At 72.0% G+C, this 19,510-nt stretch carries 17 protein-coding genes; 11 read left to right on the forward strand and 6 right to left on the reverse strand.

Features of this window, described 5'->3' with window-relative positions:
* Positions 1–23 precede the first annotated feature (23 nt).
* The 9 genes from ureA to ACIBKX_RS29000 all read left to right on the forward strand — a co-directional run bounded on the left by ureA (position 24) and on the right by ACIBKX_RS29000 (position 11,297).
* Positions 24–710, forward strand: a complete 687-nt coding sequence (ureA, locus tag ACIBKX_RS28960) for an urease subunit gamma (protein ID WP_363277410.1) — start codon at positions 24–26, stop codon at positions 708–710.
* Positions 707–2,389 (forward strand): urease subunit alpha, encoded by a 1,683-nt coding sequence (locus ACIBKX_RS28965; RefSeq protein ID WP_399376380.1) that lies wholly within the window; start codon positions 707–709, stop codon positions 2,387–2,389. The genes ureA and ACIBKX_RS28965 overlap by 4 nt, the downstream gene beginning before the upstream one ends.
* 10 nt (positions 2,390–2,399) lie before the next feature.
* A complete protein-coding gene (locus ACIBKX_RS28970; RefSeq protein ID WP_363273641.1) occupies positions 2,400–3,413 on the forward strand; it encodes an agmatine deiminase family protein in 1,014 nt (337 codons plus the stop codon).
* Between the two features lie 16 nt (positions 3,414–3,429).
* Positions 3,430–4,074 (forward strand): TetR/AcrR family transcriptional regulator, encoded by a 645-nt coding sequence (locus ACIBKX_RS28975; protein ID WP_363273640.1) that lies wholly within the window; start codon positions 3,430–3,432, stop codon positions 4,072–4,074.
* Positions 4,075–4,198: 124 nt separating this feature from the next.
* A complete protein-coding gene (locus tag ACIBKX_RS28980; RefSeq protein WP_363273639.1) occupies positions 4,199–5,281 on the forward strand; it encodes a protein TolB in 1,083 nt (360 codons plus the stop codon).
* Entirely contained in the window at positions 5,278–6,618 is a 1,341-nt protein-coding gene (locus ACIBKX_RS28985) for a hypothetical protein (RefSeq protein ID WP_363273638.1), read from the forward strand. The genes ACIBKX_RS28980 and ACIBKX_RS28985 overlap by 4 nt, the downstream gene beginning before the upstream one ends.
* Positions 6,619–6,682: 64 nt before the next feature.
* A complete protein-coding gene (locus ACIBKX_RS28990) occupies positions 6,683–7,948 on the forward strand; it encodes a hypothetical protein (RefSeq protein ID WP_363273636.1) in 1,266 nt (421 codons plus the stop codon).
* Between the two features lie 331 nt (positions 7,949–8,279).
* Positions 8,280–9,884 (forward strand): citramalate synthase, encoded by a 1,605-nt coding sequence (gene cimA / locus ACIBKX_RS28995; RefSeq protein WP_363273634.1) that lies wholly within the window; start codon positions 8,280–8,282, stop codon positions 9,882–9,884.
* A 54-nt stretch (positions 9,885–9,938) separates the two neighbouring features.
* The gene (locus tag ACIBKX_RS29000) at positions 9,939–11,297 is read left to right on the forward strand and encodes a hypothetical protein (protein WP_363273633.1); all 1,359 of its coding nucleotides are present in this window, start codon (positions 9,939–9,941) and stop codon (positions 11,295–11,297) included.
* On the opposite strand, the gene ACIBKX_RS29005 is transcribed toward ACIBKX_RS29000, so the two are convergent.
* Together ACIBKX_RS29005 and ACIBKX_RS29010 are read right to left on the reverse strand one after the other, a co-directional pair.
* The gene (locus tag ACIBKX_RS29005; protein ID WP_363273632.1) at positions 11,294–14,290 is read right to left on the reverse strand and encodes a tetratricopeptide repeat protein; all 2,997 of its coding nucleotides are present in this window, start codon (positions 14,288–14,290) and stop codon (positions 11,294–11,296) included. The genes ACIBKX_RS29000 and ACIBKX_RS29005 overlap by 4 nt on opposite strands.
* A gap of 200 nt (positions 14,291–14,490) precedes the next feature.
* Positions 14,491–15,045 carry a GNAT family protein gene (locus ACIBKX_RS29010; RefSeq protein ID WP_363273631.1) on the reverse strand — a complete coding sequence of 185 codons (555 nt, stop codon included), beginning with the start codon at positions 15,043–15,045 and terminating at the stop codon, positions 14,491–14,493.
* 53 nt (positions 15,046–15,098) lie between these two features.
* Between ACIBKX_RS29010 and ACIBKX_RS29015 the strand changes: the two genes are divergently transcribed.
* Both ACIBKX_RS29015 and ACIBKX_RS29020 read left to right on the forward strand, forming a co-directional pair.
* Complete coding sequence (locus ACIBKX_RS29015; protein ID WP_363273629.1) at positions 15,099–15,704, forward strand: TetR/AcrR family transcriptional regulator; 606 nt, start codon at positions 15,099–15,101, stop codon at positions 15,702–15,704.
* A gap of 124 nt (positions 15,705–15,828) precedes the next feature.
* The gene (locus tag ACIBKX_RS29020; protein WP_363273628.1) at positions 15,829–16,746 is read left to right on the forward strand and encodes an alpha/beta hydrolase; all 918 of its coding nucleotides are present in this window, start codon (positions 15,829–15,831) and stop codon (positions 16,744–16,746) included.
* Here the strand turns inward: ACIBKX_RS29020 and ACIBKX_RS29025 are convergent.
* From ACIBKX_RS29025 to ACIBKX_RS29040, 4 genes are all read right to left on the reverse strand, one after another.
* Positions 16,737–16,889 carry a hypothetical protein gene (locus tag ACIBKX_RS29025; protein WP_363273627.1) on the reverse strand — a complete coding sequence of 51 codons (153 nt, stop codon included), beginning with the start codon at positions 16,887–16,889 and terminating at the stop codon, positions 16,737–16,739. The two genes, ACIBKX_RS29020 and ACIBKX_RS29025, sit on opposite strands and share 10 nt — an antisense overlap.
* A 163-nt stretch (positions 16,890–17,052) precedes the next feature.
* The gene (locus ACIBKX_RS29030; protein WP_363273625.1) at positions 17,053–18,009 is read right to left on the reverse strand and encodes an oxidoreductase; all 957 of its coding nucleotides are present in this window, start codon (positions 18,007–18,009) and stop codon (positions 17,053–17,055) included.
* A 49-nt stretch (positions 18,010–18,058) separates the two neighbouring features.
* Positions 18,059–18,589 (reverse strand): hypothetical protein, encoded by a 531-nt coding sequence (locus ACIBKX_RS29035; RefSeq protein ID WP_363273623.1) that lies wholly within the window; start codon positions 18,587–18,589, stop codon positions 18,059–18,061.
* Positions 18,590–18,739: 150 nt separating this feature from the next.
* A complete protein-coding gene (locus ACIBKX_RS29040) occupies positions 18,740–19,354 on the reverse strand; it encodes a YceI family protein (RefSeq protein ID WP_363273621.1) in 615 nt (204 codons plus the stop codon).
* Positions 19,355–19,510 lie beyond the last annotated feature (156 nt).

Consider the following 19,510-nt stretch of genomic DNA (forward strand, 5'->3'; position numbering starts at 1 on the left):
AAAGGTGATGGAGGTGTGGTGTCGTGCGACTTACCCCCACGGAACGCGACCGGCTGCTGCTCTTCGGGGCCGCCGAGCTCGCCAGGGCCCGCAAGGCGCGCGGCCTCAGGCTCAACGTCCCCGAGGCGACCGCGCTGATCGCGGACACGGTCTGCGAGGCGGCCCGCGACGGGGCCAGACTCGCCGAGGCGATCGAGCACGCGCGTGCGGTGCTCGGCCCCGACGACGTGCTGCCCGGTGTGGCGGACGTGGTGACCGAGGTGCATGTGGAGGCCGTCTTCGACGACGGCTCGCGGCTCGCGGTCGTCCCGCAGCCGATCGGCGCGGGCCTGGGCGCCGAGGCGCCCGGAGCGCTGCTTCCGGGGCCGGGGCACGAGGAGCTCACCCCCGTCCTGACGCTGACCGTGCGCAACACCGCCACCGTCCCCGTCTCCGTGACCTCGCACTTCCATCTCTTCGAGGCCAACCCCCGGCTCGACTTCGACCGCTCGGCCGCGTACGGGATGCGGCTCGCCGTGCCCGCCGGGTCCTCCGTGCGCTTCGGGCCCGGCGAGAGCGTCGACGTCGGGCTCGTGCCGATCGGCGGCGACCGGATCGCGATCGGCTTCGCGGGTCTGGTGGACGGGCCGCTCGACGCGCCCGGCGCCAAGGAAGAGGCCCTGCGCAGGGCCGCCGCCTGCGGCTACCTCGGAACGGAGGACAAGCGATGAACCCCTATGAGTACGCCTCCACGCACGGCCCCCGCGCCGGCGACCACGTCCGGCTCGGCGACTCCGGACTGACGATCCGGATCGAGTCCGACTCCCAGAAGCCCGGCGACGAGTTCCTGGCCGGCTTCGGCAAGACGGCCCGCGACGGGCTGCACCTGAAGGCCGCCGCGGTCCGCGAGACCTGTGACGTCGTGATCAGCAACGTGGTCGTCATCGACGCCGTGCAGGGCATCCGCAAGGTGTCCATCGGCATCCGGGAAGGCCGCATCCATGCGATCGGGCGGGCCGGTAACCCGGACACGCTCGACGGGGTCGACGTCGTGGTCGGCACCGGTACGTCCATCGTGTCCGGCGAGGGGCTCATCGCCACCGCCGGGTCCGTGGACACGCACGTCCATCTGCTGTCGCCCCGGATCATGGAGGCCTCGCTGGCCTCCGGCGTCACCACGATCATCGGCCAGGAGTTCGGCCCGGTGTGGGGCGTGGGCGTGAACTCCCCGTGGGCGCTGCGGCACGCGTTCAACGCCTTCGACGCGTGGCCCGTCAACATCGGCTTCCTGGGCCGGGGTTCGTCCTCGCACGACGCCCCGCTGATCGAGGCGCTCGCCGAGGGCGGCGCGTCCGGCTTCAAGGTGCACGAGGACATGGGCGCCCACACACGGGCGTTGGACACCGCGCTGCGGGTGGCCGAGGAGCATGACGTCCAAGTCGCGCTGCACAGCGACGGGTTGAATGAATGTCTTTCCGTCGAGGACACCCTCAAGGTGTTGGAGGGGCGGACGATTCACGCCTTCCACATCGAGGGGTGTGGTGGTGGGCACGTACCGAACGTGCTGAAGATGGCGGGCGTCCCGAACGTCATCGGGTCTTCCACGAACCCGACGCTTCCCTTCGGGCGTGATGCCGTCGCCGAGCATTACGGGATGATCGTCTCGGTCCACGACCTGAAGACGGACCTGCCGGGCGACGCCCACATGGCCCGCGACCGCATCCGTGCCGGGACCATGGGTGCGGAGGACGTGCTGCACGACCTGGGCGCCATCGGCATCACCTCCTCGGACGCGCAGGGCATGGGCCGGGCCGGTGAGACCGTACGTCGCACCTTCGCCATGGCCGGGAAGATGAAGGCCGAGCTGGGTCCGATGGACGGTGATGGCCCGGACGACGACAACGCGCGTGTCCTGCGCTACATCGCCAAGCTGACCATCAACCCCGCCATCGCGCACGGCCTGGCCCACGAGGTCGGCTCCATCGAGGTCGGCAAGATGGCCGACATCGTGCTCTGGCGCCCCCAGTACTTCGGCGCCAAGCCGCAGATGGTCCTCAAGTCCGGCTTCCCCGCGTTCGGTGTGGTGGGCGACCCGAACGCCGCCACGGACACCTGCGAACCCCTCGTCCTCGGCCCGCTGTTCGGGGCCCACGGCACGACGCCCGCCGACATCTCGGTGGCGTTCGTCGCCCAGGCCGCCGTCGACCAGGGCAACGACACGATGCCCACCCGCAGGCGCCGCGTCGCCGTGCGCGGCACCCGTGGCATCGGCCCCGCCGACCTGCGGTTCAACTCCCGTACCGGTGCCGTGGACGTCGACCAGCGCTCCGGCCTGGTCACGCTCGACGGCGACCCGGTCCGCTCCGAGCCCGCCGAATCCGTCTCCCTGAACCGCCTGTACTTCCTGTGAGGACCCCGCGATGAGCTTCCGTATGCCCCCCGAGTGGGCCCCGCACGAGCGCACCTGGATGGCCTGGCCCGGCCCCAACCCCACCTTCACCAACGAGACGGAGCTGTCCGAGGCCCGTACCGCCTGGGCGAACGTGGCCCGCGCGGTACGCCGCTTCGAGCCCGTCACCATGGTCGTCGGCACCGGACAGAGCGAGTCGGCCCGCGCGCTGCTCGGCCCGGACATCGAGCTGGTCGAGCGAGACCTCGACGACGCGTGGATGCGTGACATCGGCCCCACCTTCGTCCGCGACGGTGACCAACTGGCCGCCGTGGACTGGATCTTCAACGGCTGGGGCGGCCAGGACTGGGCCCGCTGGGAGCACGACTCCAAGATCGCCCGGCATATCGCCGACCTCACCGGCGTGCCCGTGCACTCCTCGCCGCTGGTCAACGAGGGCGGCGGCATCCACGTCGACGGCGAGGGCACCGTGCTCCTCACCGACACGGTCCAGCTCGACCCGGGCCGCAACCCGGGCCTGACCCGCGAGCAGGTGGAAGAGGCGATCCACGCCCGGATCGGCACCAGCAAGGCCATCTGGCTGCCGCGCGGCCTCACCGGCGACTACGGCACCTTCGGCACCCGCGGCCATGTCGACATCGTCGCCGCGTTCGCCGCGCCCGGCGTGGTCCTCGTGCACTCGCAGCAGGACCCGGCCCACCCGGACTTCGAGGTCAGCAAGGAGATCATCGAGGTCCTGCGCGGCCAGACGGACGCGCGCGGCCGGACCCTGGAGATCGTCGAGGTGCCCGCGCCGACCGTCCTCCAGGACGATGAGGGCTGGGTCGACTACTCCTACATCAACCACTACATCTGCAACGGCGGCGTCGTCCTGTGCGGCTTCGGCGACCCGAACGACGAGATCGCGGCGGGCATCTTCCGCCGCCTCTTCCCGGACCGGACGGTCACCCTCGTGGACGCCCGTACGATCTTTGCCGGGGGTGGTGGCATCCACTGCATCACCCAGCAGCAGCCGAAGGTGTGACCTAGGAGAAAACCCCATGGCCGGGACAGCCCGCGCGCGCAAGAACGCACCGCCACGCGAGGACGTCCTCGCCGCGGCCATGGAGATGATCGCCGAGCGCGGCCTGGAGAAGCTGACCATGGCCGCGCTCGGCCGTCAGGTCGGCATGAGCAGCGGCCACCTCCTCTACTACTTCCGCACCAAGGACGAACTGCTCCTGCGCACCCTGGAGTGGAGCGAGGCCGCGCTCGGCGCCGAACGCGGCAGGCTGCTCGCCCGGCGCGGCACGGCCCGCGAGCGGCTCGACGCGTACGTCGACCTGTACGTCCCCGACGGCCCAGGCGACCCGCACTGGACGCTGTGGCTGGAGGTCTGGAACCGCTCCCTGAACGCCGACGAGGACGAGCGCGACCGGCAGGTCGCCATCGAGAGCGCCTGGCACCGCGACCTGGTGGCGCTGCTCGCCGAGGGCGTGTCCCGCGGCGAGTTCGGGCCCGTTGACCCCGACCGGTTCGCGGCCCGGCTGCGGGCGATGCTCGACGGGTTCTCCATCCATGTGGCGATCGGCCTGCGGGGCACGGCGCGGGAGCAGATCCTCGGGCATGTGCGGGAGTTCCTGGACGGCGCGCTCGTGCCGGGGAGCGCGGGAAGTGCGGGAACCGCGGGCGCCCCGGAGGCGTAAGACCCCGCTGACCCCGTCTAGGTTGTACGCAATCTTGCGGATTGCGCGTCTTCGGGTGGTGCGCTTGTATCCCCGTGGGCCCTCGGTGCCGGGCCGGGGGGATCGACGGGTTCTGGGGGAAGCCATGTCCACTGCCAGACGTGTGTCCTTATGTGCGCTGGTGATCGGTGCGCTGGGGGTGGCCGCGCTGCCGGCGGGTGCCGCGCAGGCGGCACCGCCCGATCCGCGGGTCGAGCGCGTGAGCGTCGCCGCCGACGGGACCGAGGCCGACGGGGCTTCGGGCGGCGCGTCGGTGTCGGGGGACGGTCGCTATGTCGCCTTCCGCAGTGACGCGGAGAATCTGACGGAGGGTCACCAGGGCCCGTACGACTACGGATTCGTGCGCGATGAGCGGACCGGCGAGGTCACCCGCCTCAAGAACTCCATGGGCGCGCCCGTGATCAGCGACGACGGCCGGTACGCCGCGCACACCGGCTGGGGCACCCACGGGATCAACGTCTTCCTCACCGATCTGGCCACGGGCGAGATCAAGCAGATCGACGGCAGGGGATTCAAGGTCAGCGCGTCGTCGCCGGACATCAGCGCGGACGGCCGCTACATCGCCTACGACCTGCAGCCGCAGCACCCCGGCGACCCCTCGCGGGTCGAGGTGTACGACCGCGAGAGCGACACCCGCGAAGTCGTCAGCGACGGACCGCCGGACTCCGCCCGCGACATGGTGGACCCGTCCATCAGCGCCGACGGCCGCCACGTCGCCTACGAGGACAAGGGCACGGGCCAGGTCTGGCTCCGCGACCGCACCACCGGCAGCCTCACCCGCGTCGACGACGGCACCCCGTCCACCCTGACGCAGGTCAGCGGCCGCACGGTCGCGCTGAACTCGGCGGACGGCGGCTACGTACGCGATCTGCGCACCGGAAAGGTCCGGCGTATCGCGGGCGGGAACGTACAGGCCGTCAGCCCAGACGGGCGCCAACTCCTCTACGGGGACGGCCGGTTGAATCTCGTCCTGCGCGACCTCCGCAGCGGCCACGAGGTGACGGTCGGCCACGGCGGGGCCACCGCGGGCGCGATCGGCGACAAGGGGCGGGCCGTCGTCTACGGCTCGGACGACACGGACGTCGTACCGGGTGACACGAACGGTCTGCGGGACGTCTTCAAGTGGAGCAGGGACACGTCAGAGCGAATCGGGGGAACCAGATCGTGATCACCACCAAGAGAACCTTCACCACCAGGAGAACCGTCACGGGCCTCTGCCTGACCGTCGTGCTCGGCACAGTGGGAGCGCTCCCGGCACATGCGGAGCCGGCCGCGCCGACCGCGCCCAAACCCCCGTGGACGGAGCGCATCAACCTCACCACCGACGGGGCCCAGACCACCGACGCCCCCAGCGGCCCCGCCGTGAGCGCCGACGGCCGCTACGCCGCCTTCGCCACGGCCCGCTCGCTCACCGGGCCCGACGACACCAACAACAGCACCGACGTCTACGTCCGGGACCTGCGCCGCGGCACCGTCGAGCGGGCCGGGCTACAGGACTCCGGTGCCGGATTCGCGGACGGCACGGGCGCGGCGCAGCTCAGCGCCGACGGCCGCTACGTACTGTTCGCCGCCCGGCTCGGCTCCACGGACGACGGCTTCACCGACCGGTACTACCTGCGCGACCGCAAGACGGACAGGACCGAGACGGTCAGTCTCTCCGACGACGACAAGCCCGTCCACGGCGACTTCTCCGTGCAGGCCCGGATGAGCGCGGACGGCCGCTACATCGCCTTCGCCTCCCGCCTGAAGGAGCACGGCGACTCGGCGGAACGGACCCCGTACGGCGTCTACGTACGCGACCGCAAGGCCGGCACCACCAAGCTCATCAGCAAGGCCCCCGCCCCCGGCGAGAAGGACCTCGGCTACGGCGTCACCGGCATCGAGATGAGCGCGGACGGCAGCCGCGTCACCTACGGCTACACCCAGTTCAGGCCGGGCTACGACCGGCAGGTGTACGCCCACGACCGGCGCCGCGGCACCACCGAGCGGCTCGACGTCACGCCCGCGGGCGAGGACATCGCGATGACCGTCCCCACCCTGAGCGGCAACGGCCGGAAGATGGCCTTCTCCTCCTGGTCGGGCGGCCTCGTACCCGGCGACACCAACGGACAGGCCGACGTCTTCCTCCGTGACACGCGCGGCGGCGGCATCGAACGGATCTCCCTGAACGCCCGCGGCGAGCAGACGGAGTTCGAGTCGCTCAACCCCCGCATCAGCGCCGACGGCCGCCATGTGCTCTTCCACTCCTGGGACACCCACCTCGTCGAGGGCGAGACGGCACGCGGCACGCTCTTTGTCCGCGATCTGCGCACCCGAACCAACCAGCGGGTGACCGTGGCGCACGACGGGGGCGAGAGCGACTGGTTCGACCTGCCGGAGGCGGAGCTGAGCGCGCACGGCGGCACGGTCGTCTTCGTCACCCGCGGGGGCAATCTGATCCCGGACGACACGAACGGGTGGTGGGACGCCTTCGTACGCCATTACGGCACCGGCTCGCGGTCATGATGACCGCCGACGACCAGCAATTCCGCAACACGAGCAACCACCAGCAATCACGGGGGAACTGACCATGTCTGCCAACCACCACAAGCGCCTCGCCCTGACCGCCGCGGCCGTAGTCGCCGCCGTCACCGTCACCACCCTGCCCGCCGCCTTCGCCGCACCCGGCGCCGCCGCCGCGCCCCGCACCGAGGGCGTCAGCGTCACGCCCGACGGGAAGGCGGCGAACGACCGCTCCGCCGGGGCCGTGATCAGCCGTGACGGCCGGTTCGCCGCCTTCGACTCCGAGGCGACCGACCTGGTCGAGGGCGACACCAACGGGCAGAGCGACATCTTCGTACGCGATCTGCGCACCGGGAAGACCGAGCGGATCGCGCTCGACGGGCGGCAGCTCAGCGGGCCCTCGCTGAGCGCCGACGGGCGGTACGTCGCCTTCGTCTCCAGCCCGGCCGGCTCCTACTCGGACCGGGACGTGCGGCTCTACGACCGGAAGACCAAGAAGGTGGAGCGGCTCGACGTCGATCTGCCCGACGGCTTCCCGGGCGACAGCGCGGGCAGCGTGTCCCTGAGCGCGAACGCCCGCTACGCCGTCTTCAGCACCGACGGCCCGCGCTTCGACGGCACGGCGGTCTTCCTGCGCGACCGCAAGACCGGCACCACCGAGCGGATCAGCCACCCGTACACGGGCGGCGACGGCGAGCGGAACGCGCACTCGCCGACGGTCAGCGACAACGGCCGGTACGTCGCCTACGCCAACTCCTTCGTCAACGGGCCGCGCGACGACGACTGGAGCGACCTGTGGGTGCGCGACCGCAAGACCGGGAAGCTGACGCAGGTCGACCGGTCGCACGACGGGGCCAAGACCGAGAAGGAGTCCCTGGACCTGTCCATCAGCGGCGACGGCCGCACGGTCGTCTTCGAGTCGCGCGACACGCGTCTCGTGCCCGACGACAACGACGCGGCCTGGAACGTCTTCGTGCACGACCTCGCCTCCGGAGAGAACCGGCGCATCCACGGCACCCAGGGCGGCCCCGGCGAGGCCTACACCCGGTCGCCCGCGATCAGCGCCGACGGCCGCAGGCTGACGTACATGTCGGAGGTCACGGAGCCCGGCTCCCAGTACGGCAAGGAGTGGCCCGTCTATCTGCGGGACCTGAAGACCGGCAGCACCACGCTCGTCAGCCCGGACACCACGGGCGGCGCGGCATCGGCCCAGGTGCTGCCGGGCGGCATCGCGAAGGACGGCGCCCGGATCGCCTTCCTCTCCGGTGACGCGTCACTCCTCGGTGGCGACACCAACGACGGATACGACACCTTCGTGCGACACGTGCGCTGACGCACGACTCCGGGCGGGCGGCGCGTGCGGACGCGCCGCCCGCATCGTGAGACGGGGCAGCGCGGTGTGTGCGGGCTGTGGCAGGCTGCCACCGTGCTCTCGTTCGCCATGATTATTGGCAGCAGGCGCGCCGGTCCGCAGTGACCGTCTCGTACCACCATGTACAGGCGGACACCGTCGTCTCCAGACCCGCGCGCAAACCTCTCGTACCCGCGAGGGGTTTTTTCGTTTCCTGGCCCAACTTCAGCCGGACGCGGAGCGCGAGGGATCATTGAGGCGGTGGAGCCGGTCATTCCGGTAGACCGAGATCCGACACAGGAGCCAGATCAGCATGACGGAAACCAGCACACCCGACGATGCGTTCCACGTCTTTGACACCACGCTGCGCGACGGCGCGCAGCGCGAGGGAATCAACCTGACCGTCGCGGACAAGCTGACCATCGCCCGGCACCTGGACGACTTCGGCGTGGGCTTCATCGAGGGCGGCTGGCCGGGCGCCAACCCCCGCGACACCGAGTTCTTCGCCCGCGCGCGGCAGGAGATCGACTTCCGGCACGCCCAGCTCGTCGCCTTCGGCGCCACCCGCCGCGCCGGCGCCAAGGCCGTGGACGACCCGCAGGTCAACGCGCTCCTCGACTCCGGCGCCCCCGTCATCACGCTCGTCGCCAAGTCCCACGACCGGCATGTCGAGCTGGCCCTGCGCACCACCCTGGAGGAGAACCTGGAGATGGTGCGCGACACCGTCTCCTACCTCGTCTCCAAGGGGCGGCGCGTCTTCGTCGACTGCGAGCACTTCTTCGACGGCTACCGCGCCAACCCCGAGTACGCCAAGTCCGTCGTACGCGCCGCCGCCGAGGCCGGTGCCGATGTCGTCGTGCTGTGCGACACCAACGGCGGCATGCTCCCGGCCCAGATCCAGGCGATCGTCGCCACCGTCATCGCCGACACCGGCGCCCGGCTCGGCATCCACGCCCAGGACGACACGGGCTGCGCCGTCGCCAACACCCTGGCCGCCGTGGACGCGGGCGCGACCCACGTCCAGTGCACGGCCAACGGATACGGCGAGCGGGTCGGCAACGCCAACCTCTTCCCCGTGGTCGGCGCCCTGGAGATCAAGTACGGCAAGCAGGTGCTGCCCGAGGGCTCGCTGCGCGAGATGACCCGCGTCTCGCACGCCATCGCCGAGGTCGTCAACCTCACGCCCTCCACCCATCAGCCGTACGTGGGTGTCTCTGCCTTCGCCCACAAGGCGGGACTGCACGCCTCCGCGATCAAGGTCGACCCCGACCTCTACCAGCACATCGACCCGGACCTGGTGGGCAACCGGATCCGCATGCTCGTCTCCGACATGGCGGGCCGCGCCTCCATCGAGCTCAAGGGCAAGGAACTCGGCATCGACCTCGGCGACGACCGCGAGCTGGTCGGCCGCGTCGTGGAGCGGGTCAAGGAGCGCGAGCTCAAGGGCTACACGTACGAGGCCGCCGACGCCTCCTTCGAGCTGCTGCTCCGTGAGGAGGCCGAGGGCAGGGCGCGGCGCTACTTCCGCGTCGAGTCCTGGCGGGCCATCGTCGAGGACCGCCCCGACGGCACGCACGCCAACGAGGCGACCGTGAAGCTGTGGGCCAAGGGCGAGCGCATCGTCGCCACGGCGGAGGGCAACGGCCCGGTCAACGCCCTGGACCGGGCGCTGCGGGTCGGCCTGGAGAAGATCTACCCGCAGCTCGCCAAGATGGAGCTGGTCGACTACAAGGTCCGCATCCTGGAGGGCAAGCACGGCACGTCCTCCACGACCCGCGTGCTGATCTCCACCAGCGACGGCGACGGGGAATGGTCGACGGTGGGCGTCGCGGAGAACGTGATCGCGGCCTCGTGGCAGTCCCTCGAGGACGCGTACACCTATGGACTGCTGCGGGCGGGCGTCACCCCCGTGGAGTGAGCGGGCGCCGAACGCCGGGGCCCGTCCGCGGTGGCTTCGACGTATCTTCGAAGTATGAGGAATGGGACGAAGCGGATCTTTGTCGCGGTGTCCGGCCTTCTCGTGTCGCTGGGCGCCGTGTCGTTCACGGCGGCGCCCGGCGCCGCGGCGGCCACGAGCGTCCCCGTCGTGGCGGACGCCTGGGAGAAGGGCCCGGTCTACGTCGACCCGGCCGCGTCCGACCAGCTGTCCGCGGCCGACGCGGACGCCCTCGCGCAGAAGATCGAGGACGCCGACAAGCCGGTCTTCCTGGCGGTGCTGCCCGCCGACTTCCCGAAGCAGGACCTCTTCCAGAAGCTGCGCACCGAGACGGGTGTGACGGGTGTGTACGGCATCCGGCTCGGCGACGCGTTCGACGCGAAGGCGGACAGCCAGGTCCTGAGTTCGGCCGCCGTCTCCAACCTCGTGACGACGTACGGGGACGTGGCCGACACCAAGACCCAGCTCAACGATTTCGTCGACCAGGCCGTCAAGGACGCGGGCGGCTCGGCGCCCTCGACCTGGGCCGGCGCCGGTGCGGACGACGGCGTCCCGGTCGGCGCGCTGATCGGCGTCGGCGCGGTGCTCGTGGCCGGCGCCGGAGCCACCTACGCGGTGGTGCGCAGGAACCGCAGGCGGCGGATGGAGGAGCAGCGGGCCGCCCTGGAGAAGCTGCGGGTCGTCGTCGACGAGGACATCACGGCGTACGGCGAAGAACTCGACCGGCTCGACTTCCATCCCGCCGAGGCGGGCGCGGACGACGCGATGCGCGCGGACTACGAACGGGCCCTGGACTCGTACGAGAGGGCCAAGTCGTACATGGCGTCGGCGGAGCGCCCGGAAGAGGTGCGCGGCGTCACCCAGGCCCTGGAGGACGGCCGCTTCTCGCTCGCCCTGCTCGCCGCGCGCAGGGAGGGCCGGCCGCTGCCCGAGCGCCGCTCGCCCTGCTTCTTCGACCCCCGGCACGGCCCCTCGGTCAAGGACGCGCAGTGGGCGCCGCCCGGCGGTGCCGGGCGTTCGGTCCCGGTGTGCCTCGCCGACGCGACGCGCCTCGCGGACGGCGAGGAGCCGATGGCCCGCACGGTCGCCACGGCGTCGGGCGAGCGGCGCCCCTACTGGGACGCGGGCCCGGCCTACGGCCCCTGGGCGGGCGGCTACTTCGGCGGCGGCATCCTGCCGGGCCTGCTCCTCGGCACGATGCTGGGCGGCATGATGTCGAGCCCCGCGTACGCGGCGGACTACGGCTCCGGGTACGGCGACTTCGGGCCCGGCGCCGGGTACGACGGCGGTGACTACTCGGGGTCGGACTTCGACTCCGGGGACTTCGGCGGCGGGGACTTCGGGGGCGGCGGAGACTTCGGCGGGGGAGGGGACTTCGGCGGGGGCGGGTTCTAGCGGACCGGGCTCAGGCCCCGCCGGTAGGCGTCCACGGCCGGTCCGTGCAGCCCGGCGGCCCGCAGGAAATCCCCCACGGCCCGCCAGGCGTGGGCCTCGCGCTCGCCCTCCGGCAGCCCCGGCAGCAGATCCCCGGCCCGGCTGAACGCCTCGTACGCGTCCGGCGGGCTCGGGAACGGCAGCAGCGCGAGCCGCAGGCACATCCAGGCGTTCTCGGTGCCGAGCCGGTCCCCCGCGCCGAGGGTGATGTCCAGGGAGCGCAGGATGCTCTCCACCGCCTCCGGCCGCCGGTCGAGCGCGATCAGGGCGAGCGCCCGCAGCCGTTCGGTGATGGCGACCTGGATCCGGTCGTTGCCGAGCCGGTCGAAGATCTGCAGGGCCTCCGTGTGGGCGTCGAGGCAGTCCTCGTACCGCCCCTGCCGGTAGCGGGCCATGCCGATCTGCTCCCAGGCAGCCGCGGTGCCCGGCAGATCGAGGCCCTCGACGCAGAAGTCGCGGGCCCGCGCGAAGGCGCGGACGGCCGGTTCGTACCGTTCGAGCACGATCAGCCGCTGCCCCAGCTCGCGGTGCCGGTCGGCGGCGCCGCCCGTCTCGACCAGCTCCGCGAGGACCGCGTGGGCGTCGTCGGGGGTCAGGCGGCTCATCGCGTCGTACGCGCGGGCGACATGGCTGCCGACGCCGGACGCGCGGCGCGCGAAGGCCCGCGCGCCGGTGGCCTCCTCGTGCTGCTCCAGGCAGACATGCGTGAGGCTCAGCTTGATCGAGGCCACCGCGGCCCGGCCGTGGTCCTTGATGCCGAGGGACAGATCGCGGCTGTGGGCGAGCGCCGCCACCGCGTCCTGGTGGCGGCCGAGCGAGAGCAGCGCGTCCGCGAGCCGGTCGGCGACCCACAGGGCATCGGCCGTCGCCCCGTCGTCGGCGCCCGCCGCGAGGAACGTCGCGAAGGCCTCCCGGTACTCCACGACCGCCTCGTCGGCCCGGCCCAGCGCGGCCAGGCAGTCCGCGAGGTACACCCCCTCGCGGGCCATGCCGGGGACGTCGGCCCGCCGGGTGCGGAGGTCGCGGGCGCGGCTGTGCGCGGTCAGCGCGGCGGCGTACTGGCCGAGGCCGGAGCGGGCGAGGCCGATGGTGCTCCAGGCGTCGGCGACACCGGGCTCGTCGAGTTCCGTGCGCAGTTCGCAGGCCCGCGCTTCGGCGTCGATCGCCGCCTGGTCGTCGCCCAGCTGCCGCCGGGCCTGCCCGCTGCCGGTCAACGCGTCGGCCCGGCCCCGGAGTTCGGGCACCTTCGCGTAGCGGCGCTCGCTGCGGTCGAAGGAGTCCAGGGCGTCCTCGACCGCGCCGAGGTTGAGCTGCGCGTACCCGATGTGCAGCAGGGCCTCCGCCTCGCCGCGGAGGTCCGCGCGCCGTCTGTGGGCCGCGTGGGCGGCGCGCGCCAGGGCGAGCGCCTCGTCGAAGGCCTCGACGGAGTCCAGATACGGGCGCAGCGACCGGGCGAGGCGCGCGGCCGTCTCGGTCTCGGCGTCCTGGTGGCGCTCGACCCACAGGGCGGCGCCGACCAGCGCGGTCCGCTCGCGGTCGAGCCAGGCGAGCGCGGCTCCCCGGTCGGCGAAAGGTTTGTCCGCGGGGGCGGCGGGGACATCGGGGGCGGCGGGGGCAGCTGAGGCCACCGGGCCCAGGTGGCCCACCGCCGCTTCCGTCAGCTCGCAGTAGTGGTGGAGGAGCCGCCGCCGGGCCCGCTGGGCGAACCGCCGGTCCCTCGGTGTCCCGCCGCCCGTGTGCCGGGCGAAGGCGAACACCAGCTCCGGCATGCCCCAGCGCGCGCCCGACGGGGTCGGCGTGACGAGCGAGGTCGCCGCCAACTGTTCGAGCAGCGGCCACACTTGGCTCTCCGGGAGGCCCGCGAGTACCGCCGCCGACTGCACGCTGACGTCGGCGCCGGGAGCCGCGCCGAGCGCGAGCAGCAGGGCCCGCTGCGGTGGGTCGAGCCGCCGATACGTCTCTTCGAACATCGGCTGGACGGCGAGCTCACGGGCGTACTGGTCGACGCCGGACGCGGACAGCGCGCCGAGGAGGTCCTTCGCCGCCCGCAACTCCGCCACCAGGGCGCTCACCGGGCGCTCCCTGCTGCGGCGCAGCCGGGCGGCGGCGATGTGCAGGGCGCGCGGCAGATGGCCGCACAGGCTCACCAGGTCACGGACGGCGGCCTCCTCCTTGCGCGCCCGCTGGTCGGTGGGGTCGGCGCCGAGCAGCCGGTCGACGAGGGTGACGGCGGCGTACGACTCGAGCGCACCGAGCCGGAACTCCCTGGTGTGCAGGCCCGCGAGGGAGTTCCGGGAGGTGATCAGGAGCCGGTGGCCGGGTCTGCCGGGCAGCAGCGGGGCGATCTGCGCGGCGTCGGCGACCGCGTCCAGGACGATCAACATGGGCTGTCTGCGGGCGAGTTCGGTCCGGTAGAGGCTGCCCTGCTCGTCGGGCGAATCGCCGAGCCGTTCGTCCGCGGTGCCGGTCCTGCCCGCGCGGCGGGCGTGCGGCAGGGCGGGGTGGTGCACGCCGAGGGTGCGCAGCAGCGAGCGGACGGCCTGGGCGCCGGTGACGGGGGAGTCGTCGTATCCGTGCAGGTCGAGGAAGAGGGCGCCGCCGGGGAACCAGCCCTTGGCGTACGCCACATGGGCCGTGTGCACGGCCAGCGCGGTCTTGCCCGTGCCGCAGAGGCCGGTGATCGCGGCGGTGTGGGCGGCGGCGCTGGTGACGGGCAGTTTCTCGTCGGCGGGGGCGAGGGCGGCGAGCAGTTCGTCGACCAGGGTGTCGCGCCCGGTGAACACGGCGGGTGCGGCGGGGAGCGCGGAGGGCGCGGTCAGGGGAGCGGGGAGCGGGGCCGGTGCGGCCGGCGCGCTCGGCTGGGCCGGTACGACGTAGGTGTTCTTCTGCAGGCTGCCGACCACGGGCCCGTGAAAGGTGCTGTTGCCGAATTCGAGGTTGTCACCGCCGGTCACGCGTCCATCTTGGCGTAGCGGCGCGCCGCGGCCGGGGGCCCGAACGGGCGATGCGGCCGTGGCGCGTTCCGTGCGGTGCCCGGGCCTGTGCGAAGTCCCGGAATCGGCTGTCGTTCGACCGCCGTTGTTCGAAAATCGCCGCGCAGGGTGATTCGGTAGCCGCGTTTTTGACGGCGTGCCCCGGGCCGGCGCCCGGCCGGCTACGCGGGCTTGGGCTCGGCCTTCCACTCGTGCGCGAGGAGCGACCAGACCTGCATGTCGTGCCGCCCGTTGTAGGAGGACTGCTCCCGCAGGACGCCGTCCAGGTGCATGCCCATCCGCTGGGCGACGGCCCCGCTGCGGACGTTCTCCACGGTGTTCCACCACTCGATCCGGTGCATGCCGCGCTCCTCGAAGGCGTACGCGACCAAGTGCCGTACGGCAGCGCTGATCAGCCCCCGGCCCTGGCCCGCGGGCTCCGACCAGACGCCGATCTCGCAGTTGCCTGTCCTGGTGTCGAACTGCACGAACATCACGCCGCCGACCAGGGTGCCGTCCAGCCAGATCCCGTAGATGCGCCCGGTGTCGGCGGCCTGCTTGTCCGCGTAGAGCTGGAGCGTGGCACGGGCCGACTCGGCGTCCGTGGAGCGGGCGGCCCACGGAATCCACGGGTCGATGCTGTCGCGGCCCCGGTCGATGTGGGCGAGGAACTCGTCGGTCTGCCAGGGCTCCAGCGTGCGGAGCTCGGCACCCTCGGTCAGCGGTATGGCGTACATGGCAGTCCTATGCGATGCGTACGTAACGAACGTTGGGTATGTACCCTACCCGCATGACCCCAGCCCGTGGAGACCATGACGCCCGCCGGACCGAGGTTTCCCGGGCGGTGTGGCGGGTCCTCGCGGCCCGCGGCTTCGGTGGCCTCACGCTGCGCGCCGTGGCGACGGAGATGGGGGCGACGACCGGCCTCCTGACGCACTACTTCCCGAGCAAGCGAGCCCTGCTGCGGCACGCGCTCGACGTACTCGACCGCCGCTCGGCGGACCGCCCGCGCCCGGCGGCGGAGCGGGCGGGTTCGGCGTCCGGCCTGGTGATGCTGCGGGCGAGGCTCCTGGACATCCTGCCGCTGGACGAGGAGAGCGCGGCGAGCAACCGCATCTGGGTGGGCTCGTGGGACGTGGCGCTGTCCGATCCGGAGCTGGCGCAGGAGCACGCGGAGCGCTACCGCACGGGCCGCGAGCGGCTGGCGGAGGATGTCGCGGAGGCCCAGCGCCTGGGCGAACTGCCGCGGACCCCGCGGGCCGGGGCGGTGGCGGCGGCGGCCCAGAGCTTCGTCCTGGGCCTGGTGGTCCAGGCGCTGTTCGCGCCGCGGGAGTATCCGGCCGAGCGGCAGATCGAGCTGGTGGACGACTACCTGGCGGGGCTGGCGGGCCGATAGGAACCCTCGCCCAGAGGATTCCCTTGACAGGGTGACCCGAGTAACGAGACGATACGTTCCGTCTAGTTTTGATGGTCATCGCCATCGCCATCGTCAACATGTCGACCACTGCCAGGAGGACCCCATGCAGGATTCGAGCCATTCGAACCCCAAGGAGCAGTACGTCGATGTGGCCCCCGGCGTACGGCTGTGGACCGAGCGGCGCGGCGCGCCCGACGCCCCGCCGCTGGTCCTGATCATGGGCGCGCTGGCATCGGGCCTCGGCTGGCCCGAGCCGCTGGTGGAGGCGCTGGCGGCACACCACCAGGTGATCCGCTACGACCACCGCGACACCGGCCGCTCCACGGCCGACTTCGACGGACACCCGTACTCCGTGGCGGACATGGGGCGGGACGTCGTGGCGGTCCTGGACGGTCTCGGCATCGAGCGGGCGCACCTGGTGGGCATGTCGCTGGGCGGCATGCTGAGCCAACTCGTCATGTCCGACCACCCCGAACGCGTCCTGAGCGTCACGATGTTCGGCACCAGTGCGCTCAGCACCACCCCGTACCGTGCCCCGGACGGAACCGAGGTCCCGGTGGCGGAACTGCCCGGCGTCTCCCCGGTGGTGATGGACCTGTGGTCGACTCCGGTCCAGGACAAGGGCCCGGAGGCGGAGCTGGACCGCAGGGTGGAGCACTGGCGCGCCCTTAACGGCCGCCGACTCCCCTTCGACCCCGAGTACTTCCGTGCCCTGGAGCGCCGGATCATCGCCCACGCCGGCACCCATGTGGCCTCGACGGCACACGCCCGGGCCGACGACTCCGGCCTGCTCCGCACGGAGGAACTGGCCCGCACGCAGATCCCCGCCCTGATCATCTCCGCGACGGGCGAGCCGGTGTTCCCGCCCCCGCACGCACAGCACCTGGCCCAGGTCATCGCGGGCGCACGCCTGACGGAGATCGAGGGGATGGGACACGCGCTGCCGGCGTCGGTCCTGACGCCACTGGCGGAGGCGATCCTGGCGCAGACGCGGGCTTCGGCTGCCCAGGGTCAGCGCTGATCAGGCCACGGCGCGTCGGGATGCAGGCCGAGCGCCCGCAGGGCCGACGAGCGGACGTGGATGACGACGGACCCGTGCCAGTGGCCGTCGTCGGAGCGGCCGCACATGTGGTCCCAGTAGACGTCTTCCGTCGCGAAGGGCATCCAGTCGATGCCGCGCTCGCGCAGTCAAGCCTGGAAGGCCGCCAGGGGATGCGGGCGCCCGGAGGCGATTCCGTACGCGATGACGGCGGTCCACTCCTCGGGGTTCGGGCGCATGGGAGGCATCGTTCCACGTGCGCCCGAATCCCGCAGCCGCCTCGGTCGACTAGCCGCCCAACCCCGTGATCTCGCACGACAGTTGCCACAGCCGGGCCGCCGCGTCCGCGTCCGTCGCCCACGGCTTCACGCCGCCGACGAGCATGTCGTCGGTGGTCGCGGGCCCGGCGACGGCGCAGTCCTGGCAGTACGCGCCGCCGTGGGCGTCGAGCAGGGGAGCCGTCGCCGCCCATACCGCCGTCGCCGCGCCCTGCGCCGGGGACTTGAAGCCGGGCGCCGGTGTGCCGTCGGCGTCCATCCAGCCCTGCGCGATCTGTTCGTCGCGGGGGATGTGGCGCTGGAGCGGGGTGAGGATGCTGCCGGGGTGTACGGCGAAGGCGCGGGGGCCGGTGCCGTCGGCGCCCAGGGAGTCCAGGTGCAGCGCGAAGAGCGCGTTGGCCGTCTTCGACTGGGCGTAGGCGAGCCAGCGGTCGTATCCCTCGCGCAGGAAGTGCGGGTCGCCCCAGCGGATGCCGGAGAGGAAGTGACCGGAAGAGGCGACCGACACCACGCGGGCAGAGCCCGGACTCAGCGCCGGGCGAAGGCGGTTGACCAGGGCGAAGTGGCCCAGGTGATTGATCGCGAAATGCGCCTCCCAGGTGCCGTCCGGACCCACGCGGGTCTCCGGGCACGCCATGACGCCCGCATTGTTGATGAGGATGTCCAGCGCGCGGCCGCTCTCCAGGAAGCGGTCGGCGAAGGCTCGTACGCTCTCCAGGTCCGCCAGATCCAGCTCACGCACCTCCGTGCCGGCCACCCCGTGCAGCGCCTCCCGCGCCGCGGCGGGCCTGCGCGCGGGGACGACGACGCGCGCGCCCGCACGGGTCAGCGCCCGAGTGATCTCCAGACCGAGTCCGGAGTAGCCGCCGGTGACGACCGCGGTCCGCCCCGACAGGTCGATGCCTTCGAGTACGTCCCCCGCGGTGCTGTGCCTGTCGAAACCGCTCATGTTCCCGTACGTCGTCATGACGCCGGACCCTAGGAGTTGAAGCGCGCTCCAGGGCAAGCCGCGGCCATCAGGCCCCCGGCGTCACCTGCCAGCGGCCCGAATGCCCCGGCGGCAGCGCCAGGTCGCGCCGCACCGCCGCGTAGTACGCCTCGCGGGTGGCGCGCTGACGGTCGATCAGCAGCGCCCAGCCCTCCGGGTCCTGGGCCCCCTCGCGCAGGAAGGACTCCATCTCGATCACCGTCAGGACCCAGCGCCGCGCCTCGGCCACCACGTCCGGCGTGCCGAGCATCAGCAGGGCCTCACCGGCGGGGTCGCGCGCGTCCGCCGCAGCGGCCAGGTGGGACTCCGCGTCGGCGGGGGAGAGGGGGTGCGGATGCGGGTCGTTGCCCAGATGCGCGGCGACTCGATAGGTGAGGGTCACCGTCTGCTTGAGGATCCGGGCGTACTCCGTGTATATGGCGAGCCGCCGCTCCTCCCAACGGGCCTCCTGCTCCCGCTGGAAGCGGATCCGGTCGCCCCGCATGATGGCGGCGTACGAACCGAGGGCGCCGACGATCACGCCTATCAGGGCGGGGAGTTGCTGCAGGAACTCGGACACGGCGGAACGCTATCGCGGACGATCACGGCGCCGGGCGCCGGTCGGCACAAACGCCGAGCGCCCGCCCTCTCCCGTACTTCTCGTACGGAAGGGAGGGCAGGCGCGCTCGGTGATACCAACGGCCCTGTCGGGCAAGGGCCTTGGTCGATGTCAGGCGGCGTTCTTGATGGCGGAGATGTCGAAGTTGAGCTTGATCTTGTCGGACACCAGCACGCCACCCGTCTCCAGGGCCGCGTTCCAGGTCAGGCCCCACTCGGAGCGGAGGATCTCGGCCTTGCCCTCGAAGCCGACGCGCTCGTTGCCGAACGGGTCCGTGGCCGCGCCGTTGAACTCCAGGTCGATGGAGAGCTGCTTGGTGGTGCCGAGGATCGTCAGGTCACCGGTGATGCGGTAGTCGTCGCCGCCGAGCGCCTCCGCCTTGGTGGAGCGGAACGTCATCTCCGGGAACTCGTCGATCTTGAAGAAGTCCGAGCTCTTCAGGTGACCGTCGCGGTCCGCGCTGCCGGTGTCGATGCTGTCCATCTTGATGTCGATGGAGGCCGTCGAGCGGGACGGGTCGGCGCCGTCCAGGTGCAGCGTGCCGGCGATGTCCGTGAAGGACCCCTTGACGTTGGTGACCATGGCGTGCCGGGCGACGAAGCCGATCGAGGTGTGCGAGGCGTCGATCGTGTAGTCGCCGGTCAGCGCGGCCAGGTCCGGGTTGACCGGGCCGGGCGCGGCGGCCGTGGCGGTGGTGGTGTCGTTCTTGCGGCCGAAGAGACCCATGACTGCTCCTTGGGGGGACGAGCTGCGGACGGTGAGGCCGAGCTGTGAGCTACGTGAGCTATGGAGATTGCATCTGTTGAATGTTCAACGAGATTGACTGTAGCTCCATTCCGTTCAATGTTCAACTGAAAGCGGGACGTGTTCGCGGCATCACAC

Source organism: Streptomyces sp. NPDC050658, from assembly GCF_044457025.1.
GTDB lineage: Bacteria > Actinomycetota > Actinomycetes > Streptomycetales > Streptomycetaceae > Streptomyces.

Coding starts and splice junctions, on each gene's coding strand:
- ACIBKX_RS28970 (WP_363273641.1), top strand. CDS start 2,400: ATGAGCTTCCGTATGCCCCCCGAGTGGGCCCCGCACGAGCGCACCTGG.
- ACIBKX_RS29000 (WP_363273633.1), top strand. CDS start 9,939: ATGAGGAATGGGACGAAGCGGATCTTTGTCGCGGTGTCCGGCCTTCTC.
- ACIBKX_RS29025 (WP_363273627.1), bottom strand. CDS start 16,889: ATGCCCTTCGCGACGGAAGACGTCTACTGGGACCACATGTGCGGCCGC.
- ACIBKX_RS29030 (WP_363273625.1), bottom strand. CDS start 18,009: ATGACGACGTACGGGAACATGAGCGGTTTCGACAGGCACAGCACCGCG.
- cimA (WP_363273634.1), top strand. CDS start 8,280: ATGACGGAAACCAGCACACCCGACGATGCGTTCCACGTCTTTGACACC.
- ACIBKX_RS29015 (WP_363273629.1), top strand. CDS start 15,099: ATGACCCCAGCCCGTGGAGACCATGACGCCCGCCGGACCGAGGTTTCC.
- ACIBKX_RS28965 (WP_399376380.1), top strand. CDS start 707: ATGAACCCCTATGAGTACGCCTCCACGCACGGCCCCCGCGCCGGCGAC.
- ACIBKX_RS29010 (WP_363273631.1), bottom strand. CDS start 15,045: ATGTACGCCATACCGCTGACCGAGGGTGCCGAGCTCCGCACGCTGGAG.
- ACIBKX_RS28990 (WP_363273636.1), top strand. CDS start 6,683: ATGTCTGCCAACCACCACAAGCGCCTCGCCCTGACCGCCGCGGCCGTA.
- ACIBKX_RS29040 (WP_363273621.1), bottom strand. CDS start 19,354: ATGGGTCTCTTCGGCCGCAAGAACGACACCACCACCGCCACGGCCGCC.
- ACIBKX_RS29020 (WP_363273628.1), top strand. CDS start 15,829: ATGCAGGATTCGAGCCATTCGAACCCCAAGGAGCAGTACGTCGATGTG.
- ACIBKX_RS28975 (WP_363273640.1), top strand. CDS start 3,430: ATGGCCGGGACAGCCCGCGCGCGCAAGAACGCACCGCCACGCGAGGAC.
- ACIBKX_RS28980 (WP_363273639.1), top strand. CDS start 4,199: ATGTCCACTGCCAGACGTGTGTCCTTATGTGCGCTGGTGATCGGTGCG.